A 22290-nucleotide genomic window follows, 5' to 3' on the forward strand; every position below is an offset into this window, starting at 1 on the left:
TCATCAAACCGCCTCCAAACAAAGACGACTGAATCACAAACAACCAATTTTGCAACGATCTCCCTTGTGGGGAGGGATAGAGGGTGGGGGTCCTCTTCGAAAGAAACGACCCCGTCTCCTGCCTTACCCCTTGTCGAAAAAATATCGTTTGCGGCCGAAGAGGCGGGACCAGAAGGCGCCGGTGACGCGGCGGTTTTCGTTGGCGCGGGCGGGGTCGTAGACGCTCTTGCCGGAGCCGATGTGGACGCCGACGCCGGGCAACTGGTAGACCATTTCCTTGCCGGCCGCCTTCATGTGCTTCGAGATCGCGCGCTCGTTCTGGAACTTGGCATAGGGGCCGTGCTCGAGCCACAGATCCTTGCGCAGGACGCTCGGATAGAACGAAAAGCCGTGCCATTCGCGGTGCGAACGACCCATGTGCATGTAGGGGCGGCCGTCATGGTCGACCTTGCGGCCGAAGATGCGCTGGCGCTTCTTCAGGCCGGTGAAGCGTGCGAAGCAGACGGCGGTGATGCCGGCCGGGTTCGAGTCCAGCACCTTGATGCCGTCGGCGATGTCCATTTCGCCGAGGAAATGCCAGTCGTCTTCCAGATGCAGGATGTAGGGCGTGTCGATCATCGCATAGACGCGGTCGATCGCCTTGTGCTGTCCGAGGCGCGGATCGTTGAGCACCACTTCGATCTGCGGATAGCGCTTCTGGATACGCGCCGCGAACTCATGATCGGCCGAATCCTCGACGAGAATGAACCGGCCTGGCTTGTGATGCGAGAGGAACGTGTCGAGCGAGACGACGAGGAAATCCCACCGGCCGCAGCTCGTCAGGACGGTCGTCACATTATCGGGGATCGTGGTCGTCATGCGTCTCTCCTAGGGCCGATCCTAGCGTGGCGCGGTCGAGCGCCGGCGGATCGGTGCGCAAGGCATGGGCCCGCGCGAGTTTGAGCCTGGTCTTTTCGGGCAGCGGAAGATGGCGCGCAAGCCCAGCCCAAGCGGGCTGGCGCGCGGCCAGTTCCGCTATGGTCAGCAGGCTGCGGTTTTCCATCAGCCGCTTCTTCTTGCGTTCGAAGCGCGGATTGGGCGTTTCGTCCATCTCGTAATTGGCGAAGCCGAGCCCGGCCTTCAAATATTTCAGATGCCAGTAGGTAATGTCACCGAAGACGCGCGGATCGGCATGGTGGAAATGTTCGAAGCGGGGATCGTGGCGGAAGAAGGTGTCGGGGCGGACCTCGAACAGGAAATGGTCGCCTGTGCCGACCAGCGGCTCGTGAGCCGGGACGCCGATCGTCCCATCCGCGCCGCGGGCGAGGTTGATGCCGGAAAAGCAGAGGGTTTCGTTCAGACGGAACGCGTTCGACCTGACGCGCGCGGCGAGGCGGGCGAAGCGGTCGGCGATGGCGACATGGTCGTCGTCGAGCTTCATCGCGATTGTGTGCCGGGTCTGCGCGAGCGCGAAATTCGACATGTTGACGAAGCTTGCCGGCGAATCCGCTACCTCGCGCGCATGGCCTTCGCTGCCGGGCGGGAAGACGCGGTCCGGATAATGGATCACGCGCAGCTTCGGGCCGAGATCGGCGGCGAGGCGATGGAGAATCGCGTCCGAGCTGTCGGTGCACTGGTTGTGAACGGCGACGATCTCGTCCACAGCGTCGGCATGGCTGCGGATCGCGGCTTCGAGAAAATCGGCGCCGTTGCGCACGCGCATGAAGATGCTGATGCCGGGCGTGCGGCGACCGACGCCGAGGTCGTCGGGCTTGAACCGGTATCCGCTGACGGTTTCGTTCACATGGCCTCGGCTTTGTTTGACGCGGTGTCTAGCGCGGCGCGCGGGACTTGTCATCTGCGCGACGGTTCACTTAGGAAGGCCGTATGCTGGTTCTCGTCATCAATCTCGACCGCGCGCCCGAACGCCTGGCGCATATGGAACGCGAGTTCGCACGCATCGGCGTCGCGTTCACGCGGCTGGCCGCGACGGACGGGCAGGCGGGCGATTTCGACAGCCACGTCAATGCGCTGGAGGGGCGACGCTTGAGCCGCGGCGAGACGGCGTGTTTCACCAGCCATCGGCGTTGCTGGCAGGCGCTGGTCGAGAGCGGCGAAAGCCATGGGGTGGTGCTGGAGGACGATGTGTTTCTCGGCGAAGGCGCCGCGCCGTTCTTTCGCGGCGCGGACTGGTTTCCGAAGCAGGCCGGGCTCGTCAAGCTGGAGACGTATCTCGCGCCGACATTCATCGCCAAGGCGCCGGTGGCGACGCTGGATGGGCGCGGAGTGCATGTCCTGACGGGCAAGCATCTTGGCGCGGGCGCCTATGCGCTCGACGCGGTGACGGCGCGGATGCTGGTCGAGGCGAGCGCGACGATCGACAGGCAGGTCGATGATTTCCTGTTCGACCCGCAAGGCAAGCCGTTTGCCCGCGCGCGGGTGCATCAGCTCGTGCCGGCGGTGGCGATCCAGGGATTGAAGCTCGCCAAGCTGCGGCGGGTCGATGGCGATGCGCGGACCTATGAAAGCCAACTTTACGAGGAGCGGCTGACGACGAGGCAGAAGCTCGGGGCGCTGGCGAAGATCAGGCGCGAGGTCGTGTCAGGCGTTGCCAAGGGCGCGATTGCGATCGCGGGGCGGACGAGGACACTTTTCGGTGCCACGCGGTGGGGCCGCATACCGTTTCGGTGATCTACTCGCCGATTGCCGCGAGGCCCTCGTCCTTGACCTGGCGGATGGTCAGCGCCGTGCGGACGGTGTCGACATTGGGGGCCGAGGTCAGTTCCTCGATGACGAAGGCCTGGAAGGCGGCGAGGTCCTTGGCGACGCAATGGAGCATGAAGTCGCTTTCGCCCGACACCATCCAGGCGCGGCGAACGATCGGCCAGGAGCGGGTCTTTTCCGCGAAGGCCTTGAGGTCGGATTCGGACTGGTGGTTGAGGCCGACGAGGCAGAAGGCGACGACGTGGAGGCCGAGATCCTGCGTGTTGAGGAGGGCGCGGTAGCCGCGGATGACGCCGGCGTCCTCCAGCCGCTTGACGCGGCGCAGACAGGGCGGCGCGGAAATGCCGACGCGGCGCGACAGTTCGACATTCGTCATCCGCCCGTCCGATTGCAACTCGGCCAGGATTTTCCAGTCGATGGCGTCGAGATCGGCTTTCATCGCGGGCTCTTTCGCTTGCGCACGAATCTTTCGTGCGGACGAAAGGAAATTACCCAGATGGCGAAATTTCGCAATGGCGCGCGTGCGACGCTCTGCCGGATTGGCGGGGACAACCGTGCGCGGCATTGTCAACTTGCCGACGCAACTGTGTGAAATGGCATTGCCGCCTTGCACGGCACCCATGGTCATACTTAGATCGGCGTTTGGTATTTCATGACGCGCCATAGCGCGGTTCTTTCGAGGGGTCTTGCCATGAGCAGCCGTCACGCACCTGTTCTCATCATCGGCTCCGGCCCGGCCGGATACACGGCGGCGATCTATGCCGCGCGGGCGATGCTGAAACCGGTGCTGATCGCCGGCATGCAGCAGGGCGGCCAGCTCATGATCACGACCGACGTCGAGAACTATCCCGGCTTCGCCGACCCGATCCAGGGTCCGTGGCTGATGGAGCAGATGCTCAAGCAGGCCGAGCATGTCGGCACCGAAATCGTCAGCGATCTGGTGACGGAGGTCGATCTCGACGTTCGCCCGTTCCGCCTGCGCACCGATTCCGGGCAGGAATGGACCGCCGACGCGCTGGTCATCGCGACCGGGGCGCAGGCGAAGTGGCTCGGGCTGCCGTCGGAAGAGACCTATATGGGCTTCGGCGTTTCGGCCTGCGCGACCTGCGACGGGTTCTTCTATCGCGGCAAGGACGTGGTGGTGGTCGGCGGCGGGAATACGGCGGTCGAGGAAGCGCTCTACCTCTCGCATCTGGCGAAGTCGGTGACGGTCATCCATCGCCGCGACGAGTTCCGCGCCGAGCGCATCCTGCGCGACCGGCTGATGGCCAAGGACAACGTCAAGGTGGTTTGGGACCACGCCGTCGAGGAGATCACCGGCGAGCGGAAGGCGCCGCTGCCGCCCTCCGTCACCGGGCTCAAGCTGCGGCATGTGAAGACAGGCGCGATCAGCGAGATGCCGATCGACGGCATCTTCGTCGCGATCGGGCATTCGCCGGCGGTCGAGCTTTTCGCCGGCAAGCTGAAGCAGAAGCCGAACGGCTATCTGTGGACCGCGCCGGATTCGACGGCGACGAACATTCCGGGCGTCTTCGCGGCGGGCGACGTGACGGACGACATCTATCGCCAGGCGGTGACGGCGGCAGGCATGGGCTGCATGGCGGCGCTCGAGGCCGAACGCTACATCGCCGAACTGGAGGTTCACCGCGAAGCTGCGGAGTAGTTGCCGCGGCGAAGAGCAAGATCATACGAGGGGAAAATGGCGCTCGACTGGGATAAATTGCGCGTGTTTCACGCCGCGGCGGAGGCCGGGTCGTTCACCCATGCCGCTGAGACGCTGCGCCTGTCGCAATCCGCGATCTCGCGGCAGGTGAGCGCGCTCGAACAGGATGTCGGCGTGGCGCTCTTCCACCGCCACGCGCGCGGGCTGGTGCTGACCGAACAGGGCGAGATGCTCTATCGCACGGCGCATGACGTGCTGATGAAGCTCGAACAGGTGAAGGCGCAGCTCACCGAGACGACCGACCGGCCGTCCGGCGCGTTGCGGGTGACGACGACGGTCGGGCTCGGCTCGGGCTGGCTGACCGAGCGCGTGCAGGAATTTCTCGACCTCTATCCCGACATCCAGCTCCAGCTCGTCCTCGCCAACGAGGAACTCGACCTGACGCTGCGCCAGGCCGACTGCGCGATCCGGCTTCGTCAGCCCCAGCAGCCGGATTTGATCCAGCGGCGGCTGTTCACGGTGCATTTCCACCTCTTCGCCGCGCCGTCCTATATCGCCAAGCACGGCAAGCCGAACTCGATCGCCGACCTCGACAAGCACCGCATCGTCACCTTCGGCGAGCCGGTGCCCTCGCACCTTGCCGACATGAATTGGCTGGAGACGGCGGGGCGGCCGGAAGGATCGAAGCGGATCGCCAGCCTTCAGATCAACAACATCCTGTCGATCAAGGCCGCGATCGAGAAGGGCGCCGGCATCGGCATGCTGCCCGACTACACGATCGAACAGGGCTCCCCGCTCGTCCAGCTCATGCCGGAAACGGAAGTGCCGTCCTTCGATACCTATTTCTGCTACCCTGATGCGATGCGCAATCAGGTCAAGCTGCACGTGTTTCGGGATTTTCTGATCGCGAAGGCAAGAAGCTGGGCGTATTGAACCGTTGCGATTATCCAGGAGACCGCACGGGACTTTGGACAACCACTGGCAAAAGCGAGCAATTCAATTAAGCGTAAAAATACGAAAAGGCGCCCGAACGAGCGCCTTTTCTATAGGGCGTCGAGTGTCCGTCACGAACCAAGCGTGCTGCCGACCTTTATCTCGACGTTTCAAGACGGAATATGTCGATAGGGGGAACAGATGTCAATGGAATTGCTCGATGAGGACGTGACTGCGATCGCCTTCTATCTGTCGTCCGAGCGCCTGCGACTTTTCACGCAGTCGCTGGTAGTGATCGCGATGCCATACATCTGCATCAAAGGGTGTTAGCGGTCGGTGCTGCCCTTGCTCCGATAATCGCGGTCATCGAGATTTCCATTCGCAACGCCATCTGTGAGAGTTTGCGCACATCATTCGGCGTTCCTGACTGGTTGCGAAATCCTCCTGCGCCGTTTGTTTGGGGTGATGAGCAAGCCAAGGGCATCAGGCAGGCCGTCGGTTATGCTCAGCGCGCAGCCTATGCCAAGTTGAACAATGTCGAGAAGAAGTCGCTCGACCTTCAGGCTTATCCATCTGGCGTGCCTTCTGGTCTCGGACATGAAAAACGCGTGAAGGCGCGTCAACGCGTTCTTACGGTCGGAAATGGTCAGGTCATAGCCCAACTCACTTTGTATTTTTGGAAACGCCTGTTTTCCAAGGACTACGAAAATACGCTTTGGAAGAGGGCTCTCAAAGGTATTTTTCCAAACAAGACCCTTAGTCGAACCGATGTGTCAGACGCCTTGGAAGTCATCTATCAGGCGCGCAATCGTATTGCTCACCACGAACCGATATTCGATAGGAGGCTCGTTGAGTTATTGGGCGCTATCGAGTTCGTATATCGAAATTTTCAAGCGCAGTGGCCGTCTGAAGACACGCCCTTGAGGAAGTTGCTTGTTCCGTTCGATGACAGGCTCAAGCAAGCGATCATCGAGCTGGAAGAGACGCTCGCTGCCCACCGGACAACCGGAAATGGTGGATCAACCGAGACCTGAACGAGGCGCCGGTTTTGCAACCGGCGCCTTTCGTCATCGCGCATAGACCAATTGCGGCAACCACAACACCAGTGCCGGGAAGGCGATGATGATGGCGAGGCCGAAGAGTTCCACCAGCGTGTAGGGGATGACCGAGCGGTAGATGTCGCCCATCGTCACTTCCGGCGGTGCGACGCCCTTCAGGTAGAAGAGGTTGAAGCCGAAGGGCGGGGTCATGTAGCCGATCTCCATCATGACGATGAAGACGATGCCGAACCAGATCGGGTCGAAGCCGTGCGCCTGGACGATCGGCAGGAAGACCGGCAGCGTGATCAGCATGATGCCGACCGGATCGAGCACCATGCCGAGCAAGAACAGGATGACGAGGATGGCGGCCAGCGCGCCCCATGCGCCGCCGGGGACGTATTCCATCATCTCCAGGATGAAGCTTTGCGCGCCCATCGCATTGTAGGCGGTGGAGAAGGCGTGCGCGGCGAACAAGATCCACATGACCATGGCGGTCAGGCGGAAGGTGCGCATGCAGGCTTCGCTCAGCATCTTGAAGGAGAACTGCCGGTTGACGAGCGCGGCGACGATGGCGCCGAAGACGCCGATGGCGGCCGCCTCGGTCGGCGTTGCCAGCCCGCCGAAGATCGAGCCGAGCACGATGACGACGATGAAGATCGGCAAGAGGACCGAGCCGAGGGCGCGCATCTTCTCGCCCCAGTCGCTGCGTTCCTCCGGAGGCAGGGCCGGGCCCATATGCGGCTGGATGTAGCAGCGGATCGCGATGTAGAGCGAGACGAGCACCATCAGGAGGATGCCGGGCACGATGCCGGCCGCGAAGAGCTGGCCAACCGAGACGCCGGTGATCAGCGAATAGAGCACCATCAGGATCGAGGGCGGGATGAGGATGCCGAAGCCGCCGCCGGCATTGATGGCGCCGAGCGCCAGTTCCTTGTCGTAGCCGCGCTTGAGCATGTTGGGCAGGGCGATGGTGCCCATCGACACGACGGCCGCGCCGGAAATGCCGCACATGGCGGCGAAGAGGCCGCAGATGCCGACCGTGCCGATGGCAAGGCCGCCGCGCACGCCGCCCCACCACAGATGCATCATCCGGTAGAGGTTCTGCGCGACGCCGGAGCGTTCGAGCAGCATCGCCATCAGGATGAAGAGCGGGATGGCGATGAGCGTGAAGTTGTTCATCGTCGTCCACATGCGCGAAGCGACGATGTAGAAGGCGTCCGGTCCCCAGGTGAAATAGAGGAAGGCCGTCGAGACGCCGCCGAGCACGAAGGCGAGCGGCAGGCCGAGGATCAGGAAGACGATCAGCGATCCGAAGAAGAGGACGGTCAGGAGTTCGATGCTCACAGCGTGTCTCCTGCGCCGTCATGGGGCTTGGCGTCGGGAACGATCGGCTCGTGGCCGGCGACGATGAGGATGTCGTTGGCGAGCTTGACGAGGCCCTGAAGCAGCAGCAGCGCTGCGGAAATCGGGATGATCACCTTCACCGGCCAGACCGGCGGGTTCCAGGCCGATTGCGAGGTTTCCCAGCGCGCGACGGAATCGGCGGCGAGCGACCAGCCTTGCCAGAGGAGCACGATCACGAAGACGAAGAACAGCATCGACGTCGCGATGTCGACCGCGGCGCGGGTGCGGCGCGACCAGCGGCCATAGATCAGGTCCACATTCACATGGCCGTTGTTGATCAGGAGGTAGCCGCCGCCCAGAAGCGCATAGACGCCGAAGAGAAGCTGCGACAGCTCGCCGGTCCAGTTGCTCGGCGCGCGGAAGAAATAGCGAAGCACCACTTCGACGAACAGGAAGACGAACATGAACAGGACGAGATGGGCGGTGATGCGCCCGACCCATTCGTTCAGCCAGGTGACCGCACCTGCGCTCGCGCCAAGGACCTTCATGGCATGATCCGGTAGAATGTGAGGGAAGGGGCGCCGGGCGCTGGGCCCGGCGCGGGAGGTGCCTTATTCGGCGGCGTCCGATTCCTCGGCGCTTGCAGGCGCCCGGCCAAGATCGGCGAGGAATTCCTCGAGCATGTCCATGGCAGCGGCGGCGCGTTCGCCGCGGTCCCGCTCGCGCTGCCAGCTTACCTGCGCGGCCTGCAGCATCTGGTCGCGTACTTCCTGCGGAAGGTCGACGACCTCGACGTCATGCTCGGCCTGGGCGCGGGCGAGTGCGCGCTGTTCGCCGAAGATATACTCGTTGGTCCGGCGCCAGAACTGCTGGTCGAGCGTGTTGTAGAGGATCTGCTGCACGTCGTCCGGCAGCGCGTCGATCGCTTCCTGATTGATGATGAAGGCGTCGATGCCGCCGACGCTGAGCGGCGGGCGGACATGATACTTGGCGACCTCGTAGAGGCTCATGGACAGTGCGCCCTGGACGGCGCCCCAATGCGCGCCATCGACGACACCCGACGAGAGGGCCTGGTAGAGTTCGGAGCCCGGGATGGCCGAAACTGCTGCGCCGGCATCGGTCAGATAGTTCTGCAAGGTGCCGGACGAACGCAGCGTCAGACCGCGAAAGTCCTCCGGCGTTTCGGGTCGGCTGGTCAGCACGAGTTCGTTGGTGAAGACCTTGTCGGTCGAATAGTAGATGCCGTGCTGGGCGGCATCCTCGCGCACCATGTCCTCGAATCCGAGCGTCTTGAAGAAATACTGCGCTTCCCACTCGTTCTCGAACGCGGCCGGCAGGCCGAAGGCGATGCCGGCCGTCTCCATCTCGCCCATCGCGTAGGCGGGCGAAATCGTGCCCATCTGGATGACGCCGCGGCGCACGGCGTTGAAGATCTCGTCGGCGCCGAACAGGCCGCCCGCCGGATGCAGTTCCAGCTTCAACCGCCCGCCGGTGCGCTCGTCGAGCGTGTCGCGCAGATATTCCAGGCTGTCGGCATAGGAACTCGACGATTGCGGCCAGTGCGACTGGACGCGCCAGGTGACGCTTTCCTGCGCCTGTGCAGCAAAGGCACTGACGGACAGAGCCACGGCGACGGCCGGCGCGAGCGCCAGACGGCTGAAATAGGACATTCGCATTTCCTCCACTTCGATCGGGGCCGTGGCCCCCTCGCTGCCCGATCGTCTGCGGCAGCCTCGCAAATTCCGCATTGCGAAATTGACTTTCGCAACAATTCGGTATCCTTGGGGAATGGAGGGGCCATGTCAACCATGACCGAAAAGAACGACCAGCATTCGGCGGGAGAGGCTGTGGACGCCGACGAGGGCGGCGACCGGAAGTTCGTCACGGCGCTCGCGCGCGGCCTCGAAGTGCTGCGCGCGTTCCGGCCGCGCGACGGGTTCCTCGGCAACCAGGAAATCGCCGAGCGGACCGGCCTGCCGAAGCCGACCGTGACACGGCTGACCTATACGCTCTGCACGCTCGGCTATCTGACGAAGATGCCGCGGACCGGCAAATACCAGCTCGCGCCCTCCGCCATCACGCTCGGCTATTCGGCGCTCGCCAATCTGGGCATACGCCAGATCGCGCGGGCGCATATGGACGAACTGGCTGAGCGGCTGGCGGCGCCGGTCGCGCTCGGCATACGCGACCGCAACCGGGCGCTTTACGTCGACATTTCGCGCGGATCGGCGGCGATCACGTTCCAGCTCGACATCGGGTCGGGCATTCCGCTGGCGCAGTCGGCCATGGGGCGGGCGCTGCTATCGGTGATGCCGCCGGACGAGCGCGAACGCGCCATCGCTGCACTGGCGCCGCGTTACGGCGCTGACTGGCCGGAACTCGAGCGCGAGATGCGCGGCGAGATCGAGGCCTGCATCCAGCGCGGCTATGCGATCTCCGCCGGCGCCTGGCGGCCGGGCATTCATGCGGTCGCGGCGCCACTCGTCGCGGCGGACGGGTCGGGCGTCTATGCGTTCAATTGCGGCGGGCCGCCCTACCAGTTCACCGAAAGCTTCATGCACGACGAGGTCGGCCCGGCGATTCGCGACCTCGTTCGCAGCGTCGAGGCGGCGCTCAACGGTCGTCGAAGATGATCTTTTTGCGTGCAGGCGAGGATTTTCGGGCAAGGCACAGACTGCCTGCTGATTGAGCCAGATGATGAAGCGATGAACAAAAACAGACGCTTAAATCATCACTCGGCGTCCATGCAAAACTGCATGGGTGCAATGCAAAACGGACTGCTTGATCTTTGGGCATTCAAAGCACATATCACGATCATCTCCCGGGCACGTTCCTCCTCCCATTGGTGCCCGCGAGTGTTCCCCTCTGGAGGTTTCGCCTGAAAAGGCACTTCCATACTTCAAGCCGGATCTTTCGATCCGGCTTTTTTTTGCTCTCATGCAGGGTGCGTCACGCCGCCTTGCCCTGGCTCAGTTCCTCGGCCTGCCGGCCGGTGAGTTCAGCCATGTGGCTGAAGCGTGCCACATAGGTCGCCGCGCCGGCGGTTGCCGAGCGCAGTTCGACGATCAGATTGCGCATCTCGCCCTGCGGCATCATCGCCTCCACGACATCCCAGCCCTCCCAGCCGGGACGCGCGTCGAAGCCGAGGATCTGGCCGCGGCGCTGCGAGACGATGGCGGTGATGCGGGCGGTCGCGTCGGAAGGGGTGACGATCTCGACCTTGAAGATCGGCTCCAGCAGGACGGACGCCGCCTCGGCCAAAGCTTCCTTCATGGCAAGGCGGGCGGCCTGCTGGAACGCCATGTCGGAGGAATCGACGTTGTGATAGGAGCCGTCGGCCAGGTTGACCGCGATGTCGACGACCGGGAAGCCGAGCGGGCCGGTCTTCAGGCTGTCGCGCACGCCGGTTTCGACGGAGGAGAAATACTGCTTCGGCACGACGCCGCCGGTGATCGTGTCGGTGAACTCGAAGCCGGCGCCGCGGGCGAGCGGCTTTATGTCGAGCACCACCTCGCCGAACTGGCCATGACCGCCGGACTGCTTCTTGTGGCGCCCGCGTTTCGAGACCGGCTTGCGGATCGTCTCGCGATAGGGGATCGCGGGCTCGCTGGCGGAGATGGCGATCTGGTATTTGTTCTCCAGCCGCTCGATGGCGACGCGCAGGTGCATCTCGCCATGGCCCGACAGGATCGTCTCGCCGCTTTCCTGGTTCTGCTCCATGGTGAGCGAGGGGTCTTCCTGCACCAGCTTCTGCAGGCCGGCGGACAGCTTGACGTCGTCCTTGCGCTCCTTCGAGCGCAGCGCGACGGCGTGGACCGGATCGGCGGGCGGCTGCACCGCGATCGCCGCAGCGCCCATGGAGGTCGAGATCGTGTCGCCGGTCGCGATCGCGTCGAGCTTGCCGAGCGCCACCGTCTCGCCTTCGCCGGCGGAAGCGATTTTCGTCTGATCCTTGCCCAGCATCCGGTAGATGCCGGAAATCTTGCCCGTCGCGCCCGATGCGCTCCACATGTCGGTGGCTTCGCCGACCTGGCCGGCCAGCACGCGGGCGATGGACAGCTTGCCGCCATGGGGCGTGTGGACGGACTTCATTACCATCAGGACGGGCTTGCCTTGCGAAGGAATGCCGAGGCGCTCGCGGGTCGCGGTTACGTCGGGCGCGTCGTGGCGGATCGCCTTCAGGAGGCGGAGCACGCCATTGCCGCGCTCGGCCGCGCCGATCAGGACCGGGGTGACGGCGCCGTCGCGCAGATCGGCGGAAAGGTCGTCGAAGATTTCGTCGCGCGGGGGCTCGATCTCCTCGAGCAGGTGCTCCATCAGCGCGTCGTCGTGGTCGGCGAGCGTTTCCAGCATCTGGAACCTTGCTTCGAGCTCGGAGGCGCGCTGGTCGTCGGGGATTTCGGTGACGGTGCTCGGCGCATGCTCGCGGTAGACATAGGCGCGCTCCAGCGCGAGGTCGATCGAGCCGACGACGATGCCGTTTTCGCGCAAGGGAATCTGGCGCAGGAGGAGCGGGGTGCGGCTCGCGGGCTGCAACAGTTTGAGCGTGTCGCGCACGCCGGCGGAGGCCTTGTCGATCTTGTTCAGGAACAGCATGCGCGGCACGCCCAGATCGCCGAGCTGGCGCAGGATCAGTTGCAGCGCTGGGATCTTCTTCTCGTCGGGCTCGGCGACGACGATGGCGATGTCGCAGGCGCTCAGGACGGGCACCGCCTCATAGGCGAACTCGCCGGAGCCGGGGCAATCGATGAAGGTCAGGCTCTCGCCCATGAACTCGGTGGTGGCGACCGTCGCTTCGACGCTCATCGCGTGGGCGCGGGCCTCGGGCGAGAAATCGCCGACCGTCTGGCCGGCGGCGCCCTGGCGTGGGATCGCGCCGGTGCGGGCGAGGATCGCTTCCAGAAGCGTGGTCTTGCCGCTTGCGAAGGGACCGACAATGGCGATGCATTTCGGTCCCGTGCGTCGTTCTCCCGCGCGTTTACCCATGGTCCGACCTCCCGTCTGAAGCGCTTCCTGCGCCATCGGCGGCGGCCGGCCTGCGGCCGTCGCGGTTTCCTCCCGAGGCGCAAAGCTTCACATGGAGTTGCCGCAAGGGCAAGGGCGGCGTAGGCTGGCGCAAGCCAGAACGGAGGTCGTCATGCGCATGCGTCTTCTTGCCCTCGCTCTCTCGAGCCTCGCCGTCCTTGCGACCACGGCGCTGACCGGCTTCGCAAGCGATGCCAGCGCCCAGACGCGGCCCACATCGGAAGGGCCGGGCGGCTGCGAGCGCGACAAGCCGACGCCGACGACGAGCTGACGCGGCGCGCGGAAACGGCCCCGCGCAACGATCCGGGCATTGTCAAAGAGCGGGAAGACGGGCGGCCGAAGGATCGCTTGTCTTGGGTATGTAGCGTGCGATCTTTCGCTCGCCCGTCCGGAGCCTGTCGCCTGTTCGGACGGTCAGAGATGCACAAGGCACCCGCGGCTTTTCCCGCACCCGCATGAAGCAGGCCCCATCCACCTCGGCGCCGTCACGTGCCCACCGGGTCCGAAGCGGCAGGGGGACGTCTCCGCCATCCTCCCAGACACCCGGTGCGCATCCGGTTCCCATGAGGACAGTGGGGGGATTATGCGCGGGGATTGGGGGAGGGGGATAAGTTTTTGTGCGGGCGTCGCGCGATGCAATCTAAAAACTGCGCTTTCGTCGGGCCCCCAGATTTGCTGGATCGGAGATCGCCAGCTTCGCGATACCTATGATTGCCTTAAAGAAGTAACTGGGGTGCATCAATTGGTAGGATTTTGACGGTATGGGTCATGCCGCAAAAGTAAAATTGAGTTCTAATATACATAGATGGGGCGGAGTATGATGTCCGAAATTCCCGAAATTACCAAGCAAGAAGCTACTTTGTTCGCCGTATCTGCGGAAGATCAATTTTACGATCGCAAATCGAAGGATGTGTCTGGAAAGGGTATTCAGAAAGCTGTGGTTGCATTTGCCAACGCTGATGGTGGAGAGTTAGTAATTGGAATAAGGGACGGCTACTCTGAGGCGACGACATTTGATTTTTGGGACGGAGCGAAAGATGTAGAGTATTTCAAAATGGCCATTTACAAAGCATAGTCGATCTTAGCCCGTCAATTGGTTTCAGGTATCAGTTTCTATGCTGTCCGGATCTTGGTGGTTTTATACTACGAATATTTGTAGATAAAAGCAGAGACGTTTGTATGACGTCTGATAAAGCCGTTTACATTCGAACAGGGGCCCAGTGTATTCCAATCAAGGACGCACAAAAAATTACTCAACTAGCCTTCTCGAAAGGGGCTCAATCCTACGAGAATAAGAAAATTGAAGGTACCATCGCGGAAATCGTGGTGGACTCACATGAGATGTCGCGATTCATCTCAGAATCCGCAGTGGTTCCTAGCGCGATATCGTACGCCGTTAATGAGGGCTTGCTGGACGCGCAGAACTGGACGCCATTGGCTGCCGGTGTGCTTCTCTACGCCGACAACCCTCAAGGGGTTTTTCCGACTCGATGCGAGACCCGGATTTGTCTTCTACGACACAAAAGAAGAAAAGCCTGAACGGGCTCATCTCAAAATAAACGAAACAGTAGGCGGTGCATTATATCAGCAAATTCACAACTCCATTAGGCGAATTTCGGAAATCATGTCTGACATTAGCGTCCTTACGCCTGAGGGATTAACAAAGGTTTCATACCCTCCTGAAGCGATATGGGAGATTGTTGTCAATGCTTTGATACATCGCGATTACTCGATAAGCGATGATGTTCAGATATTAATATTTCAAAATAGAATTGAGGTTATAAGTCCAGGGAAATTACCGGGCCATGTAACAGTAAATAACATACTTGATGTTAGGGATAGTAGAAATCCAAAAATTGTAAAAGCTTTAAGAAGATATAAAGATGCTCCGAATCAAGACCTCGGAGAGGGACTGAACACTGCGTTTGATAAGATGAAAGAGTGGAAATTACAACCGCCTTATTTTGAAGAAAGAGATAATTATCTGAAAGTCACGATTGGCCACAACCCCCTTGCTACCCCTGAAGAAGCAGTTCTTGACTATCTGTCTAATCATCCGGAAATTCGGAATTCGATAGCTCGCGAGTTGACCGGTATCAGGTCTGAGAACCAGATGAAGGAAGTCTTCTATAGACTGCGAGATAGAGGCTTGATCGAGCCGGTTCCGGAGAAAAAGGGAAATGCTTCTGCTTGGCGAAAAAGTATGGCTGTAAATTCCCGTAGTTGATTGTCCAAGATCGAAACTTGCGTGGGCCGAACTACGGGTCTCGTCCCACCCTTCGGCCCCACGAGGGCAGAACGCAAAAGTGCGTCGCCCTAAGATCCGTCTGCATCGGTCGGAATTTCCGACCCCACCTTCAGCGAAAGGTGTTGCAGGGAACATTTTTTATCACGGTGGGCGGCGGAGGGACTTCGGTCGGAGACGGCATTCTGGCCGACGGTCGAGTTGAAGACGAGCTGGACCTGGCGGTTGCGGATGGCGTCTTCGATGTAGCGATCGACTATGCGGCGTTTGCCATATTTGGCACTGGTGCGACGGCGGCGACGACAGCATGGGCGGACCATTCTAGAAATAGGCATCCTTGCGCAGGTTATCGAGGCTTCGCGGCACGGGAAGGTCGCCCTGCCAATCCTCGAATGCGAATGCCAGGAAGGAGGCGGCCTCGCGCAGGGCTTCATCAAGCGAACTCGTCACTGCAATCACACCCGGCCCATCTGGGAAGGACAAGCCGCCGTCGCTCGCTTCTTCCTTGTGGATCATGGCGATGTAGTGGACTTTCATGGAGCAAGGCTAACACGGATGGGCTCGCGGGACAGCACCCCCCTCTGTCCTGCCGGACATCGCCCCCTCAAGGGGGGAGATCAAGCGCGGCGAGGTGGCGCCAACACCCCTCATCCGACCTCGCTTCGCGAGGCCACATGCTTCCACAGGGGGACAAGGAAGAACACGCCGACATCATTCTATGCCGCGAAGCTTATGCGCATAGGTTTGCGGGACAGCGCCCCCCTCTGTCCTGCCGGACATCTCCCCCGCGAGGGGGGAGATCATGCGCGGATGGGGCGTTGCCTAGAAATACGCCTGCAACGGCCTCACTTCCAAACTCCCCGCCTTCAGCGCCGCGATGGCTTCGGCGACGGCTTCGGCGCCGGACATGGTGGTGTAGTAGGGCACCTTTTGCATCAGGGTGGCGCGGCGCAGCGACTTGGAGTCGGAGACGGCTTTCTGGCCGTCGGTCGTGTTGAAGACGAGTTGGACCTGGCGGTTGCGGATGGCGTCTTCGATGTGGGGGCGGCCTTCGAGGACTTTGTTGATCTTTTCGGCTTCGACGCCGTTTTCCTTCAGGAAACGGGCGGTGCCGCCGCTGGCGAGGACCTTGAAGCCGATGCCGGCGAGGCGCTTGACGGCCGGAAGGATTCGGGCCTTGTCTTCGTCGCGGACGGAGACGAAGAGTGTGCCGGAGCGCGGCAGGTCGACGCCGGCGCCGAGCTGGGCCTTGGCGAAGGCGAGTGCGTAGTCGCGGTCGAGGCCCATGACTTCGCCGGTGGAGCGCATTTCGGGGCCGAGCAGCGTGTCGACGCCGGGGAAGCGGGCGAAGGGGAAGACGGCTTCCTTGACGGCGATGTGGCCGAGATCGGCCGCGTTGGGCTTGGTGCCGTAATGGGCGAAGGCTTCGTCCAGCGTCTCGCCGGCCATGATGCGCGCGGCGATCTTGGCGATGGGGCGGCCGATGGTCTTGGCGACGAAGGGGACCGTGCGCGAGGCGCGGGGGTTCACTTCGAGGACGTAGACCTCGCCGTCCTTGATCGCATATTGCACGTTCATCAGGCCGCCGACGTTGAGCGCTTTTGCGAGCGCGGCCGTCTGGCGTTCGAGCTCGGCGACCATGTCCTTGTCGAGCGAATGGACCGGAAGCGAGCAGGCGCTGTCGCCCGAGTGGATGCCGGCTTCCTCGATGTGTTCCATGATGCCGGAGACGTAGGTGGCGTGACCGTCGCAGAGGCAGTCGACATCGACCTCGATGGCTTCCGACAGGTAGGTGTCGAAGAGAAGCGGGTTCTTGCCGAGCAGCGTGTTGATCTGGCCTGTCTTGTCGTTCGGGTATTTCTGCTTGATGTCTTCCGGGACGAGGCCGGGGACGGTGTCGAGCAGGTAGGTCTGCAGCATCGATTCGTGGTGGATGATCTGCATGGCGCGGCCGCCGAGCACGTAGGACGGGCGCACGACGAGCGGGAAGCCGAGTTCGGAAGCAACGGTGCGCGCCTGCTCGACCGACCAGGCGATGCCGTTTTTGGGCTGCTTCAGGCCGAGCTTGACGAGGAGCTTCTGGAAGCGGTCGCGGTCTTCGGCAAGGTCGATCGCGTCTGGCGAGGTGCCGAGGATCGGGATGCCGGCCTTTTCGAGCGCGTCGGCGAGCTTGAGCGGGGTCTGGCCGCCGAACTGGACGATGACGCCGTGGAGCGTGCCGGCCTTCTGCTCGGCGCGCAGGATTTCGAGGACGTCCTCGGCGGTCAGGGATTCGAAATAGAGGCGGTCGGAGGTGTCGTAGTCGGTCGACACGGTTTCCGGGTTGCAGTTGATCATGATCGACTCGTAGCCGGCGTCGGCCAGCGCGAAGCAGGCGTGGCAGCAGCAATAATCGAACTCGATGCCCTGGCCGATGCGGTTCGGGCCGCCGCCGAGGATGACGACCTTCTTTCGGTCGGAGACCTGCGCCTCATCGGCAAGGCTGCCGGCGAACGGCGTCTCGTAGGTCGAATACATGTAGGCGGTGGGCGAGGCGAACTCGGCGGCGCAGGTGTCGATGCGCTTGTAGACGGGGTGGACGTCGAGCTTGGCCCGAAGCTTTTGAACGTCTTCCTCGTCTTTTCTCACGAGCGAGGCGAGGCGGGCGTCGGAGAAGCCCATAGCCTTCAGCATGCGCAAATTCTGCGCGTCCTGCGGCAGGCCGTGTTCGCGGATGCGCGCTTCCATGGCGATGATGGCGCCGATCTGCTCGAGGAACCACGGGTCGATGCGGCACATCTGGTGGACGTCTTCGAGCGAGGTGCCCATGCGGATCGCCTGGGCGACCATGCGCAGGCGGTCCGGCGTCGGCGTGCCGAGCGCGGCGCGGATGGCGTTCTTGTCGTCGCCCTGGTCGGCGCCGGGGATCTCGATCTCGTCGAGGCCGGTGAGGCCGGTCTCCAAGCCGCGCAGTGCCTTTTGCAGCGATTCCTGGAAGGTGCGGCCGATGGCCATGACTTCGCCGACCGACTTCATGGCGGTGGTTAGCGTCGGCTCGGCGCCGGGGAATTTCTCGAAGGCGAAGCGCGGGATCTTGGTGACGACGTAGTCGATCGAGGGTTCGAACGAGGCGGGCAGGGCGCCGGCGGTGATGTCGTTGTCGAGTTCGTCGAGCGTGTAGCCGACGGCGAGACGCGCGGCGACCTTGGCGATGGGGAAGCCGGTGGCCTTGGAGGCCAGCGCCGAGGAGCGCGAGACGCGCGGGTTCATCTCGATGACGACGAGGCGGCCGTCTGCCGGGTTGACGGCGAACTGGACGTTGGAGCCGCCGGTCTCGACGCCAATCTCGCGCAGCACCGCGATCGAGGCGTTGCGCATGATCTGGTATTCCTTGTCGGTCAAGGTCAGCGCCGGGGCGACGGTGATGGAATCGCCCGTATGGACGCCCATCGGGTCGATGTTCTCGATCGAGCAGATGATGATGCAGTTGTCCGCGCGGTCGCGGACCACTTCCATCTCGTATTCCTTCCAGCCGAGGACCGATTCCTCGATCAGGACTTCGGTTGTCGGCGAGGCGTCGAGGCCGGAGGCGATGATGTCGAAGAATTCGGCGCGGTTGTAGGCGATGCCGCCGCCGGTGCCGCCCATGGTGAAGGAGGGACGGATGATGGCAGGCAGGCCGACGAGGTCGAGCGCTTGCGCGGCGATGCCCATCGCGTGGCCGATATAGCGCTGCTTGCGGTCGCCTTCGCCGAGGTTCCATTCGGTCTCGAGCGCATCGAGTGCGGCGTCGAGGTCGGCGGGATTGGAGGCCTTCAGCTCGGCGCGGCGGGCCTCGTGGGCGCGCTTGTCGGCGTCCTTGGCGTCGGAGGCGTTGGCGAGCATCGAGCGCGGGGTTTCGAGGCCGATCTTCTGCATCGCCTCGCGGAAGAGCGAGCGGTCCTCGGCCTTGTCGATCGCTTCGGCATTGGCGCCGATCATCTCGACATTGTAGCGCTCCAGCACGCCCATGCGGCGCAGCGAGAGCGCCGTGTTGAGCGCGGTCTGGCCGCCCATCGTCGGGAGCAGCGCGTCGGGGCGCTCCTTGGCGATGATCTTGGCGACGACTTCCGGCGTGATCGGCTCGATATAGGTCGCGTCGGCCAGTTCCGGATCGGTCATGATCGTGGCCGGGTTGGAATTGACCAGGATGATGCGGTAGCCCTCGGCCTTCAGCGCCTTGCAGGCCTGGGTGCCCGAATAGTCGAACTCGCAGGCCTGGCCGATGACGATGGGGCCGGCCCCGATGATCAGGATCGACTTGATGTCAGTGCGTTTTGGCATGGAGTGTCCGTCTCGCGCGCGTTCTGCCGCGACGGCCGGGCGCGCGAGGCGACCGGTGCGGCAGAAGGATTTCGTATGTCAGGCTAAGGGCGCCTTATAGGGAAAGGCGCGCGCGAACGTAACCCCGAAAATGCGGGTTGTGGATGGCGGGCGCGGCCGTTCAGACGCCGGACGACAGTTTCAACCCGACGATGCCCGAGACGAGCAGCAGGATCGAGATCGCGCGCCCCAAGGTGAGTGCTTCGCCCATGAACATGACGCCGATGACGAAGGCGCCGGCCGCACCGATGCCGGTCCAGATCGCGTAGGCGGTGCCGAGCGGCAGCGCCTTCAGCGACATGGACAGGAAGGTGAAGGAAACGATCATGGCGAGGATGGTGATCGCTGTCGGCGTGATCCTGGTGAAGCCGGCCGACATCTTCATCGACGTCGCCCAAACCACCTCGAACAGTCCTGCGAGGCCCAGAAAAACCCATGCCATGATAGTCTCCATCAAAACGAAAGGCCGCGTGACAGGCGGCCGGACAGGGTTTATATATATCCGACCGGACGGATTGAAAAGAGGAAATCGACTTGGGACGAAAGAGAACGATCGACCGCGATGCCATACTCGACGCCGCCGAGGCGATCGTGGGCGAGGCAGGTGCGGGTCAACTGACCTTCGACCAGGTGGCGTCGCGCGCGGGGGTTTCGAAGGGCGGCGTTCTTTATTGCTTCCCGAGCAAGTCGGCGCTGATCGCGGCGATGATGGAGCGCGATCTGAAGCGGTTCGAGGTGGAGATGGCGGCGCGGCTCGATGCGGCCGGCGGCGACCGCCTTCGGGCGCGGATCGACGCGACGCGTGAGGAGAGCGCGGCGATGGCGGCGCGGGCGGCGAGCCTGATGGCGGGCGTGGTGGAAGCCGGCGACGAGGCGGAACCGCTGCGCGCGGATTATCGCGGCTGGCTGGACAGTTTCGGCGACGATGCGGACGGGCGAAGGCGGCGGCTGGCGTTTCTGGCCTGCGAGGGCGTCTTCATGCTGCGCGGACTCGGAATTCTCGACATCGACGAGAATGAGTGGGGCGGAGTGTTCGCGGACATAGCTGAACTGACGGGCAAAGCGCCTGTCAACTCGCCGGATCGAACATGAACTCGCGAAGTTCCTGCGCGCAGCCGCAGGCTGCCGCCAACTTTCCGGCCCACAAGACAGCCTCCTCGCGGCTCGGCAATTCCAGCACGGCGAAGCCGCCGTCTAGACGGCTGCCCGGGTAGGTTCCGGGCGAGATCGACCTATCGGCTGATACAAGCACGGGAACGACCTGACCGTTGATTCCGCCGCCGAACACATAGACGCCGGCGGCCTTGGCCTCCTCGATCACCTTGTGGGACTGAACATCGGCGATCGCGAGCCGATCGTCCGTAAGCACCATCGCTTCGCTCGGGAAGGAGATGAGATACTTGGTCATGTCCCAATGATGTATCGCTCGCGAAGCTGCGTCCAGTCGCTTTCGGTGCGCAGGAAGATGTTGCTCGCCGGGGTCCAACTCGCGCTTCGGGGAATGAGACTGCCGACTTGCAGCAGGTCGGCCAGTTCCCAGATGAGTTCGTGGCCGAGGATGATGCGGGCGTCGTGCGGACCGCGCGCGCGTTCGATGGCGGGGAGAGGCGTGCTCAGAAGGGCATCCGCAACAGGCCGCGCGAGCGCTTGCGACTGCAGGTCGAGCGGATCGCCGGGGCGTATCACGGGGATGCGTGGGAGGTTGTCGACGCCGTGGGAGAATGTGGGGGCCGAGCCCGCGGCAATCGACCGGAATGCGGCTTCGAGGCCGGGCTGGCGGGCGAAGGATTTCAGGCGCTCTTCGGTGCGGGTCGTCCAGACCATGACGAGGGTCGTGCCGGGAAACCTTGCCTCGTTGACGCCGGCCGGGTTTTCGCGTGGCGGCCAAATCGCCCAGAAAGTGCCGTTCCAGAACGGGGGGTCGGAGGTGAGGCGCGTGTCGGGGATCGCGCAATGGCCGGCGAGGGAGGACCACATCAGCCCGTCGAGCGCATGGCCGAAGACGACTGCGAAAGTGTGGCCGGTGAGGCCTTGAGACGTGAGGTGATCGCGGATGCGGGTCGCGGGGTCGGTCAGGCGCGCCAGGAGCTTTTCGGCCAAGATGCGTGCATGGCGGCGCAGGGGCGCCGCGGCCTGTGGCCCGATGATGGGGAAGGTGGTGCGGATCTCGTCGCCGGAGCGCTCCAGAAGGTGCATGTGCTCGAGTTCGGCCATGCGGGTCTCGTCGATGGCGTGCCGGTCCAGACCGTTTCGTGCGGCGTGGATGAGACGGCCGTTGTCGCCGCGGCGCACGACCGGGCCGGGCGGCTGGACGGCGCCGAGGCACCAGGCGTGGAGTTCCCACAGCGCTAGATCGTCTGGAGGTTCAGGGGTTTCAGTCGTCGATTGTGTTCGATCCATCGCGATGAAGATGGACGAGATGGGAGGCGCGGGCAAATCGCGGGAACAGCGAGCCCTCGGCGGTGTTCGGGACGGGAATTCAGCCGACACCCCGAGAGGACCATCCGATGCCAGCCAAGTCGCTTTCCGACCTTTCCGACAAGATGCGCGAGATCGACATCGCGATGCTGATGACGCGGACCGACGGCGGCACTATTGCCGGCCGGCCGATGAGCAACAATGGCGACGTCGAATATGAAGGCGACTCCTACTATTTCACGATGAGCGACGCGCGTATGGTCGCCGATATCGAGGCCGATCCGAACGTGTCGCTCGCCTTCCAGGGCGATGACATGTTCATGGTCGCGGTTCAGGGCAAGGCCGAGATCATGCGCGACAAGGCCGCATTCGAGGACCACTGGAATCCCGATCTCGACGACTGGTTCGAGGACGGCGTCGACACCGAAGGTCTGGTGATGATCAAGGTGAGCGCGGAGCGGGTTCACTATTGGGACGGCGAGGAAAACGGCGAGGTGAAGCTCTAGGTGACATACCCATAAACGAGATTCCCAAGGGCTCTGCGGTGTGATTCCCTTCCTGCAATCGACAGGAGGTGT

At 63.0% G+C, this 22290-nt stretch carries 23 protein-coding genes; 11 read left to right on the plus strand and 12 right to left on the minus strand.

Annotated features, from left to right (window positions below):
• Nucleotides 1–123: 123 nt before the first annotated feature.
• The gene (locus ACT6QU_RS18930) at nucleotides 124–858 is read right to left on the minus strand and encodes a glycosyltransferase (RefSeq protein WP_444565823.1); all 735 of its coding nucleotides are present in this window, start codon (nucleotides 856–858) and stop codon (nucleotides 124–126) included.
• Nucleotides 836–1783 (minus strand): hypothetical protein, encoded by a 948-nt coding sequence (locus ACT6QU_RS18935; RefSeq protein WP_444565824.1) that lies wholly within the window; start codon nucleotides 1781–1783, stop codon nucleotides 836–838. Before ACT6QU_RS18935 ends, ACT6QU_RS18930 begins: the two co-directional genes overlap by 23 nt.
• 83 nt (nucleotides 1784–1866) lie before the next feature.
• On the opposite strand from ACT6QU_RS18935, the gene ACT6QU_RS18940 reads away from it, so the two are divergent.
• Nucleotides 1867–2670: a glycosyltransferase family 25 protein gene (locus ACT6QU_RS18940; RefSeq protein WP_444565825.1), complete on the plus strand. Its 804-nt coding sequence runs from the start codon at nucleotides 1867–1869 to the stop codon at nucleotides 2668–2670.
• Nucleotide 2671: 1 nt separating this feature from the next.
• Here ACT6QU_RS18940 and ACT6QU_RS18945 read toward each other — a convergent pair whose 3' ends face one another.
• Nucleotides 2672–3142, minus strand: a complete 471-nt coding sequence (locus tag ACT6QU_RS18945; RefSeq protein ID WP_024588868.1) for an Lrp/AsnC family transcriptional regulator — start codon at nucleotides 3140–3142, stop codon at nucleotides 2672–2674.
• 252 nt (nucleotides 3143–3394) lie between these two features.
• Here ACT6QU_RS18945 and trxB point away from each other — a divergent pair, with 252 nt between their 5' ends.
• From trxB to ACT6QU_RS18965, 4 genes are all read left to right on the plus strand, one after another.
• Complete coding sequence (gene trxB, locus ACT6QU_RS18950) at nucleotides 3395–4366, plus strand: thioredoxin-disulfide reductase (RefSeq protein WP_444565826.1); 972 nt, start codon at nucleotides 3395–3397, stop codon at nucleotides 4364–4366.
• Between the two features lie 36 nt (nucleotides 4367–4402).
• The gene (locus ACT6QU_RS18955; RefSeq protein ID WP_024588866.1) at nucleotides 4403–5299 is read left to right on the plus strand and encodes a LysR family transcriptional regulator; all 897 of its coding nucleotides are present in this window, start codon (nucleotides 4403–4405) and stop codon (nucleotides 5297–5299) included.
• 201 nt (nucleotides 5300–5500) lie between these two features.
• Nucleotides 5501–5629, plus strand: coding sequence for a hypothetical protein (locus tag ACT6QU_RS18960; protein WP_444565827.1), 129 nt, complete (start codon nucleotides 5501–5503; stop codon nucleotides 5627–5629).
• Nucleotides 5623–6333: a hypothetical protein gene (locus ACT6QU_RS18965; protein WP_444565828.1), complete on the plus strand. Its 711-nt coding sequence runs from the start codon at nucleotides 5623–5625 to the stop codon at nucleotides 6331–6333. The genes ACT6QU_RS18960 and ACT6QU_RS18965 overlap by 7 nt, the downstream gene beginning before the upstream one ends.
• 33 nt (nucleotides 6334–6366) lie before the next feature.
• Here ACT6QU_RS18965 and ACT6QU_RS18970 read toward each other — a convergent pair whose 3' ends face one another.
• The 3 genes from ACT6QU_RS18970 to dctP form a co-directional block, all read right to left on the minus strand.
• Nucleotides 6367–7683: a TRAP transporter large permease gene (locus tag ACT6QU_RS18970; RefSeq protein ID WP_444565829.1), complete on the minus strand. Its 1317-nt coding sequence runs from the start codon at nucleotides 7681–7683 to the stop codon at nucleotides 6367–6369.
• Entirely contained in the window at nucleotides 7680–8231 is a 552-nt protein-coding gene (locus ACT6QU_RS18975; RefSeq protein ID WP_444565830.1) for a TRAP transporter small permease subunit, read from the minus strand. Before ACT6QU_RS18975 ends, ACT6QU_RS18970 begins: the two co-directional genes overlap by 4 nt.
• A 63-nt stretch (nucleotides 8232–8294) precedes the next feature.
• Nucleotides 8295–9353 (minus strand): TRAP transporter substrate-binding protein DctP, encoded by a 1059-nt coding sequence (gene dctP / locus ACT6QU_RS18980; protein WP_444565831.1) that lies wholly within the window; start codon nucleotides 9351–9353, stop codon nucleotides 8295–8297.
• 129 nt (nucleotides 9354–9482) lie between these two features.
• On the opposite strand from dctP, the gene ACT6QU_RS18985 reads away from it, so the two are divergent.
• Nucleotides 9483–10316, plus strand: coding sequence for an IclR family transcriptional regulator (locus tag ACT6QU_RS18985; RefSeq protein WP_444565832.1), 834 nt, complete (start codon nucleotides 9483–9485; stop codon nucleotides 10314–10316).
• A gap of 316 nt (nucleotides 10317–10632) precedes the next feature.
• On the opposite strand, the gene ACT6QU_RS18990 is transcribed toward ACT6QU_RS18985, so the two are convergent.
• Nucleotides 10633–12669 carry an elongation factor G gene (locus ACT6QU_RS18990; RefSeq protein ID WP_444565833.1) on the minus strand — a complete coding sequence of 679 codons (2037 nt, stop codon included), beginning with the start codon at nucleotides 12667–12669 and terminating at the stop codon, nucleotides 10633–10635.
• A 151-nt stretch (nucleotides 12670–12820) separates the two neighbouring features.
• On the opposite strand from ACT6QU_RS18990, the gene ACT6QU_RS18995 reads away from it, so the two are divergent.
• The 3 genes from ACT6QU_RS18995 to ACT6QU_RS19005 all read left to right on the plus strand — a co-directional run bounded on the left by ACT6QU_RS18995 (nucleotide 12821) and on the right by ACT6QU_RS19005 (nucleotide 14935).
• Nucleotides 12821–12979 carry a hypothetical protein gene (locus tag ACT6QU_RS18995; RefSeq protein ID WP_444565834.1) on the plus strand — a complete coding sequence of 53 codons (159 nt, stop codon included), beginning with the start codon at nucleotides 12821–12823 and terminating at the stop codon, nucleotides 12977–12979.
• A gap of 549 nt (nucleotides 12980–13528) precedes the next feature.
• Nucleotides 13529–13783, plus strand: a complete 255-nt coding sequence (locus ACT6QU_RS19000; protein WP_444565835.1) for an AlbA family DNA-binding domain-containing protein — start codon at nucleotides 13529–13531, stop codon at nucleotides 13781–13783.
• A gap of 549 nt (nucleotides 13784–14332) precedes the next feature.
• Nucleotides 14333–14935: an ATP-binding protein gene (locus tag ACT6QU_RS19005; protein ID WP_444565836.1), complete on the plus strand. Its 603-nt coding sequence runs from the start codon at nucleotides 14333–14335 to the stop codon at nucleotides 14933–14935.
• Between the two features lie 339 nt (nucleotides 14936–15274).
• Here ACT6QU_RS19005 and ACT6QU_RS19010 read toward each other — a convergent pair whose 3' ends face one another.
• From ACT6QU_RS19010 to ACT6QU_RS19020, 3 genes are all read right to left on the minus strand, one after another.
• The gene (locus tag ACT6QU_RS19010; protein WP_444565837.1) at nucleotides 15275–15469 is read right to left on the minus strand and encodes a hypothetical protein; all 195 of its coding nucleotides are present in this window, start codon (nucleotides 15467–15469) and stop codon (nucleotides 15275–15277) included.
• Between the two features lie 306 nt (nucleotides 15470–15775).
• Nucleotides 15776–19255 carry a carbamoyl-phosphate synthase large subunit gene (gene carB / locus ACT6QU_RS19015; protein ID WP_444565838.1) on the minus strand — a complete coding sequence of 1160 codons (3480 nt, stop codon included), beginning with the start codon at nucleotides 19253–19255 and terminating at the stop codon, nucleotides 15776–15778.
• 160 nt (nucleotides 19256–19415) lie between these two features.
• Entirely contained in the window at nucleotides 19416–19736 is a 321-nt protein-coding gene (locus ACT6QU_RS19020; RefSeq protein WP_024588857.1) for a DMT family transporter, read from the minus strand.
• Nucleotides 19737–19828: 92 nt separating this feature from the next.
• Between ACT6QU_RS19020 and ACT6QU_RS19025 the strand changes: the two genes are divergently transcribed.
• Nucleotides 19829–20386, plus strand: coding sequence for a TetR/AcrR family transcriptional regulator (locus ACT6QU_RS19025; protein ID WP_444556669.1), 558 nt, complete (start codon nucleotides 19829–19831; stop codon nucleotides 20384–20386).
• Here ACT6QU_RS19025 and ACT6QU_RS19030 read toward each other — a convergent pair.
• Entirely contained in the window at nucleotides 20364–20702 is a 339-nt protein-coding gene (locus tag ACT6QU_RS19030) for a YciI family protein (protein WP_444556670.1), read from the minus strand. The genes ACT6QU_RS19025 and ACT6QU_RS19030 overlap by 23 nt on opposite strands.
• Entirely contained in the window at nucleotides 20699–21694 is a 996-nt protein-coding gene (locus ACT6QU_RS19035; RefSeq protein WP_444556671.1) for a hypothetical protein, read from the minus strand. The genes ACT6QU_RS19030 and ACT6QU_RS19035 overlap by 4 nt, the downstream gene beginning before the upstream one ends.
• A gap of 107 nt (nucleotides 21695–21801) precedes the next feature.
• Between ACT6QU_RS19035 and ACT6QU_RS19040 the strand changes: the two genes are divergently transcribed.
• Nucleotides 21802–22218, plus strand: a complete 417-nt coding sequence (locus ACT6QU_RS19040) for a pyridoxamine 5'-phosphate oxidase family protein (RefSeq protein WP_444565839.1) — start codon at nucleotides 21802–21804, stop codon at nucleotides 22216–22218.
• Nucleotides 22219–22290 lie beyond the last annotated feature (72 nt).

Origin of the sequence: Aliihoeflea sp., from assembly GCF_052435475.1 — a bacterium.
Taxonomy (GTDB): Bacteria; Pseudomonadota; Alphaproteobacteria; order Rhizobiales; family Rhizobiaceae; genus Aliihoeflea.

Excerpts from the sequence above, each read along its gene's own strand:
- ACT6QU_RS18930 (WP_444565823.1), bottom strand. The coding sequence starts at position 858 with ATGACGACCACGATCCCCGATAATGTGACGACCGTCCTGACGAGCTGC.
- ACT6QU_RS18940 (WP_444565825.1), top strand. The coding sequence starts at position 1,867 with ATGCTGGTTCTCGTCATCAATCTCGACCGCGCGCCCGAACGCCTGGCG.
- ACT6QU_RS18945 (WP_024588868.1), bottom strand. The coding sequence starts at position 3,142 with ATGAAAGCCGATCTCGACGCCATCGACTGGAAAATCCTGGCCGAGTTG.
- trxB (WP_444565826.1), top strand. The coding sequence starts at position 3,395 with ATGAGCAGCCGTCACGCACCTGTTCTCATCATCGGCTCCGGCCCGGCC.
- ACT6QU_RS18955 (WP_024588866.1), top strand. The coding sequence starts at position 4,403 with ATGGCGCTCGACTGGGATAAATTGCGCGTGTTTCACGCCGCGGCGGAG.
- ACT6QU_RS18960 (WP_444565827.1), top strand. The coding sequence starts at position 5,501 with ATGTCAATGGAATTGCTCGATGAGGACGTGACTGCGATCGCCTTCTAT.
- ACT6QU_RS18975 (WP_444565830.1), bottom strand. The coding sequence starts at position 8,231 with ATGAAGGTCCTTGGCGCGAGCGCAGGTGCGGTCACCTGGCTGAACGAA.
- dctP (WP_444565831.1), bottom strand. The coding sequence starts at position 9,353 with ATGTCCTATTTCAGCCGTCTGGCGCTCGCGCCGGCCGTCGCCGTGGCT.
- ACT6QU_RS18985 (WP_444565832.1), top strand. The coding sequence starts at position 9,483 with ATGTCAACCATGACCGAAAAGAACGACCAGCATTCGGCGGGAGAGGCT.
- ACT6QU_RS18990 (WP_444565833.1), bottom strand. The coding sequence starts at position 12,669 with ATGGGTAAACGCGCGGGAGAACGACGCACGGGACCGAAATGCATCGCC.
- ACT6QU_RS18995 (WP_444565834.1), top strand. The coding sequence starts at position 12,821 with ATGCGCATGCGTCTTCTTGCCCTCGCTCTCTCGAGCCTCGCCGTCCTT.
- ACT6QU_RS19000 (WP_444565835.1), top strand. The coding sequence starts at position 13,529 with ATGTCCGAAATTCCCGAAATTACCAAGCAAGAAGCTACTTTGTTCGCC.
- ACT6QU_RS19005 (WP_444565836.1), top strand. The coding sequence starts at position 14,333 with ATGTCTGACATTAGCGTCCTTACGCCTGAGGGATTAACAAAGGTTTCA.
- ACT6QU_RS19010 (WP_444565837.1), bottom strand. The coding sequence starts at position 15,469 with ATGATCCACAAGGAAGAAGCGAGCGACGGCGGCTTGTCCTTCCCAGAT.
- carB (WP_444565838.1), bottom strand. The coding sequence starts at position 19,255 with ATGCCAAAACGCACTGACATCAAGTCGATCCTGATCATCGGGGCCGGC.
- ACT6QU_RS19020 (WP_024588857.1), bottom strand. The coding sequence starts at position 19,736 with ATGGCATGGGTTTTTCTGGGCCTCGCAGGACTGTTCGAGGTGGTTTGG.
- ACT6QU_RS19030 (WP_444556670.1), bottom strand. The coding sequence starts at position 20,702 with ATGACCAAGTATCTCATCTCCTTCCCGAGCGAAGCGATGGTGCTTACG.
- ACT6QU_RS19035 (WP_444556671.1), bottom strand. The coding sequence starts at position 21,694 with ATGGATCGAACACAATCGACGACTGAAACCCCTGAACCTCCAGACGAT.
- ACT6QU_RS19040 (WP_444565839.1), top strand. The coding sequence starts at position 21,802 with ATGCCAGCCAAGTCGCTTTCCGACCTTTCCGACAAGATGCGCGAGATC.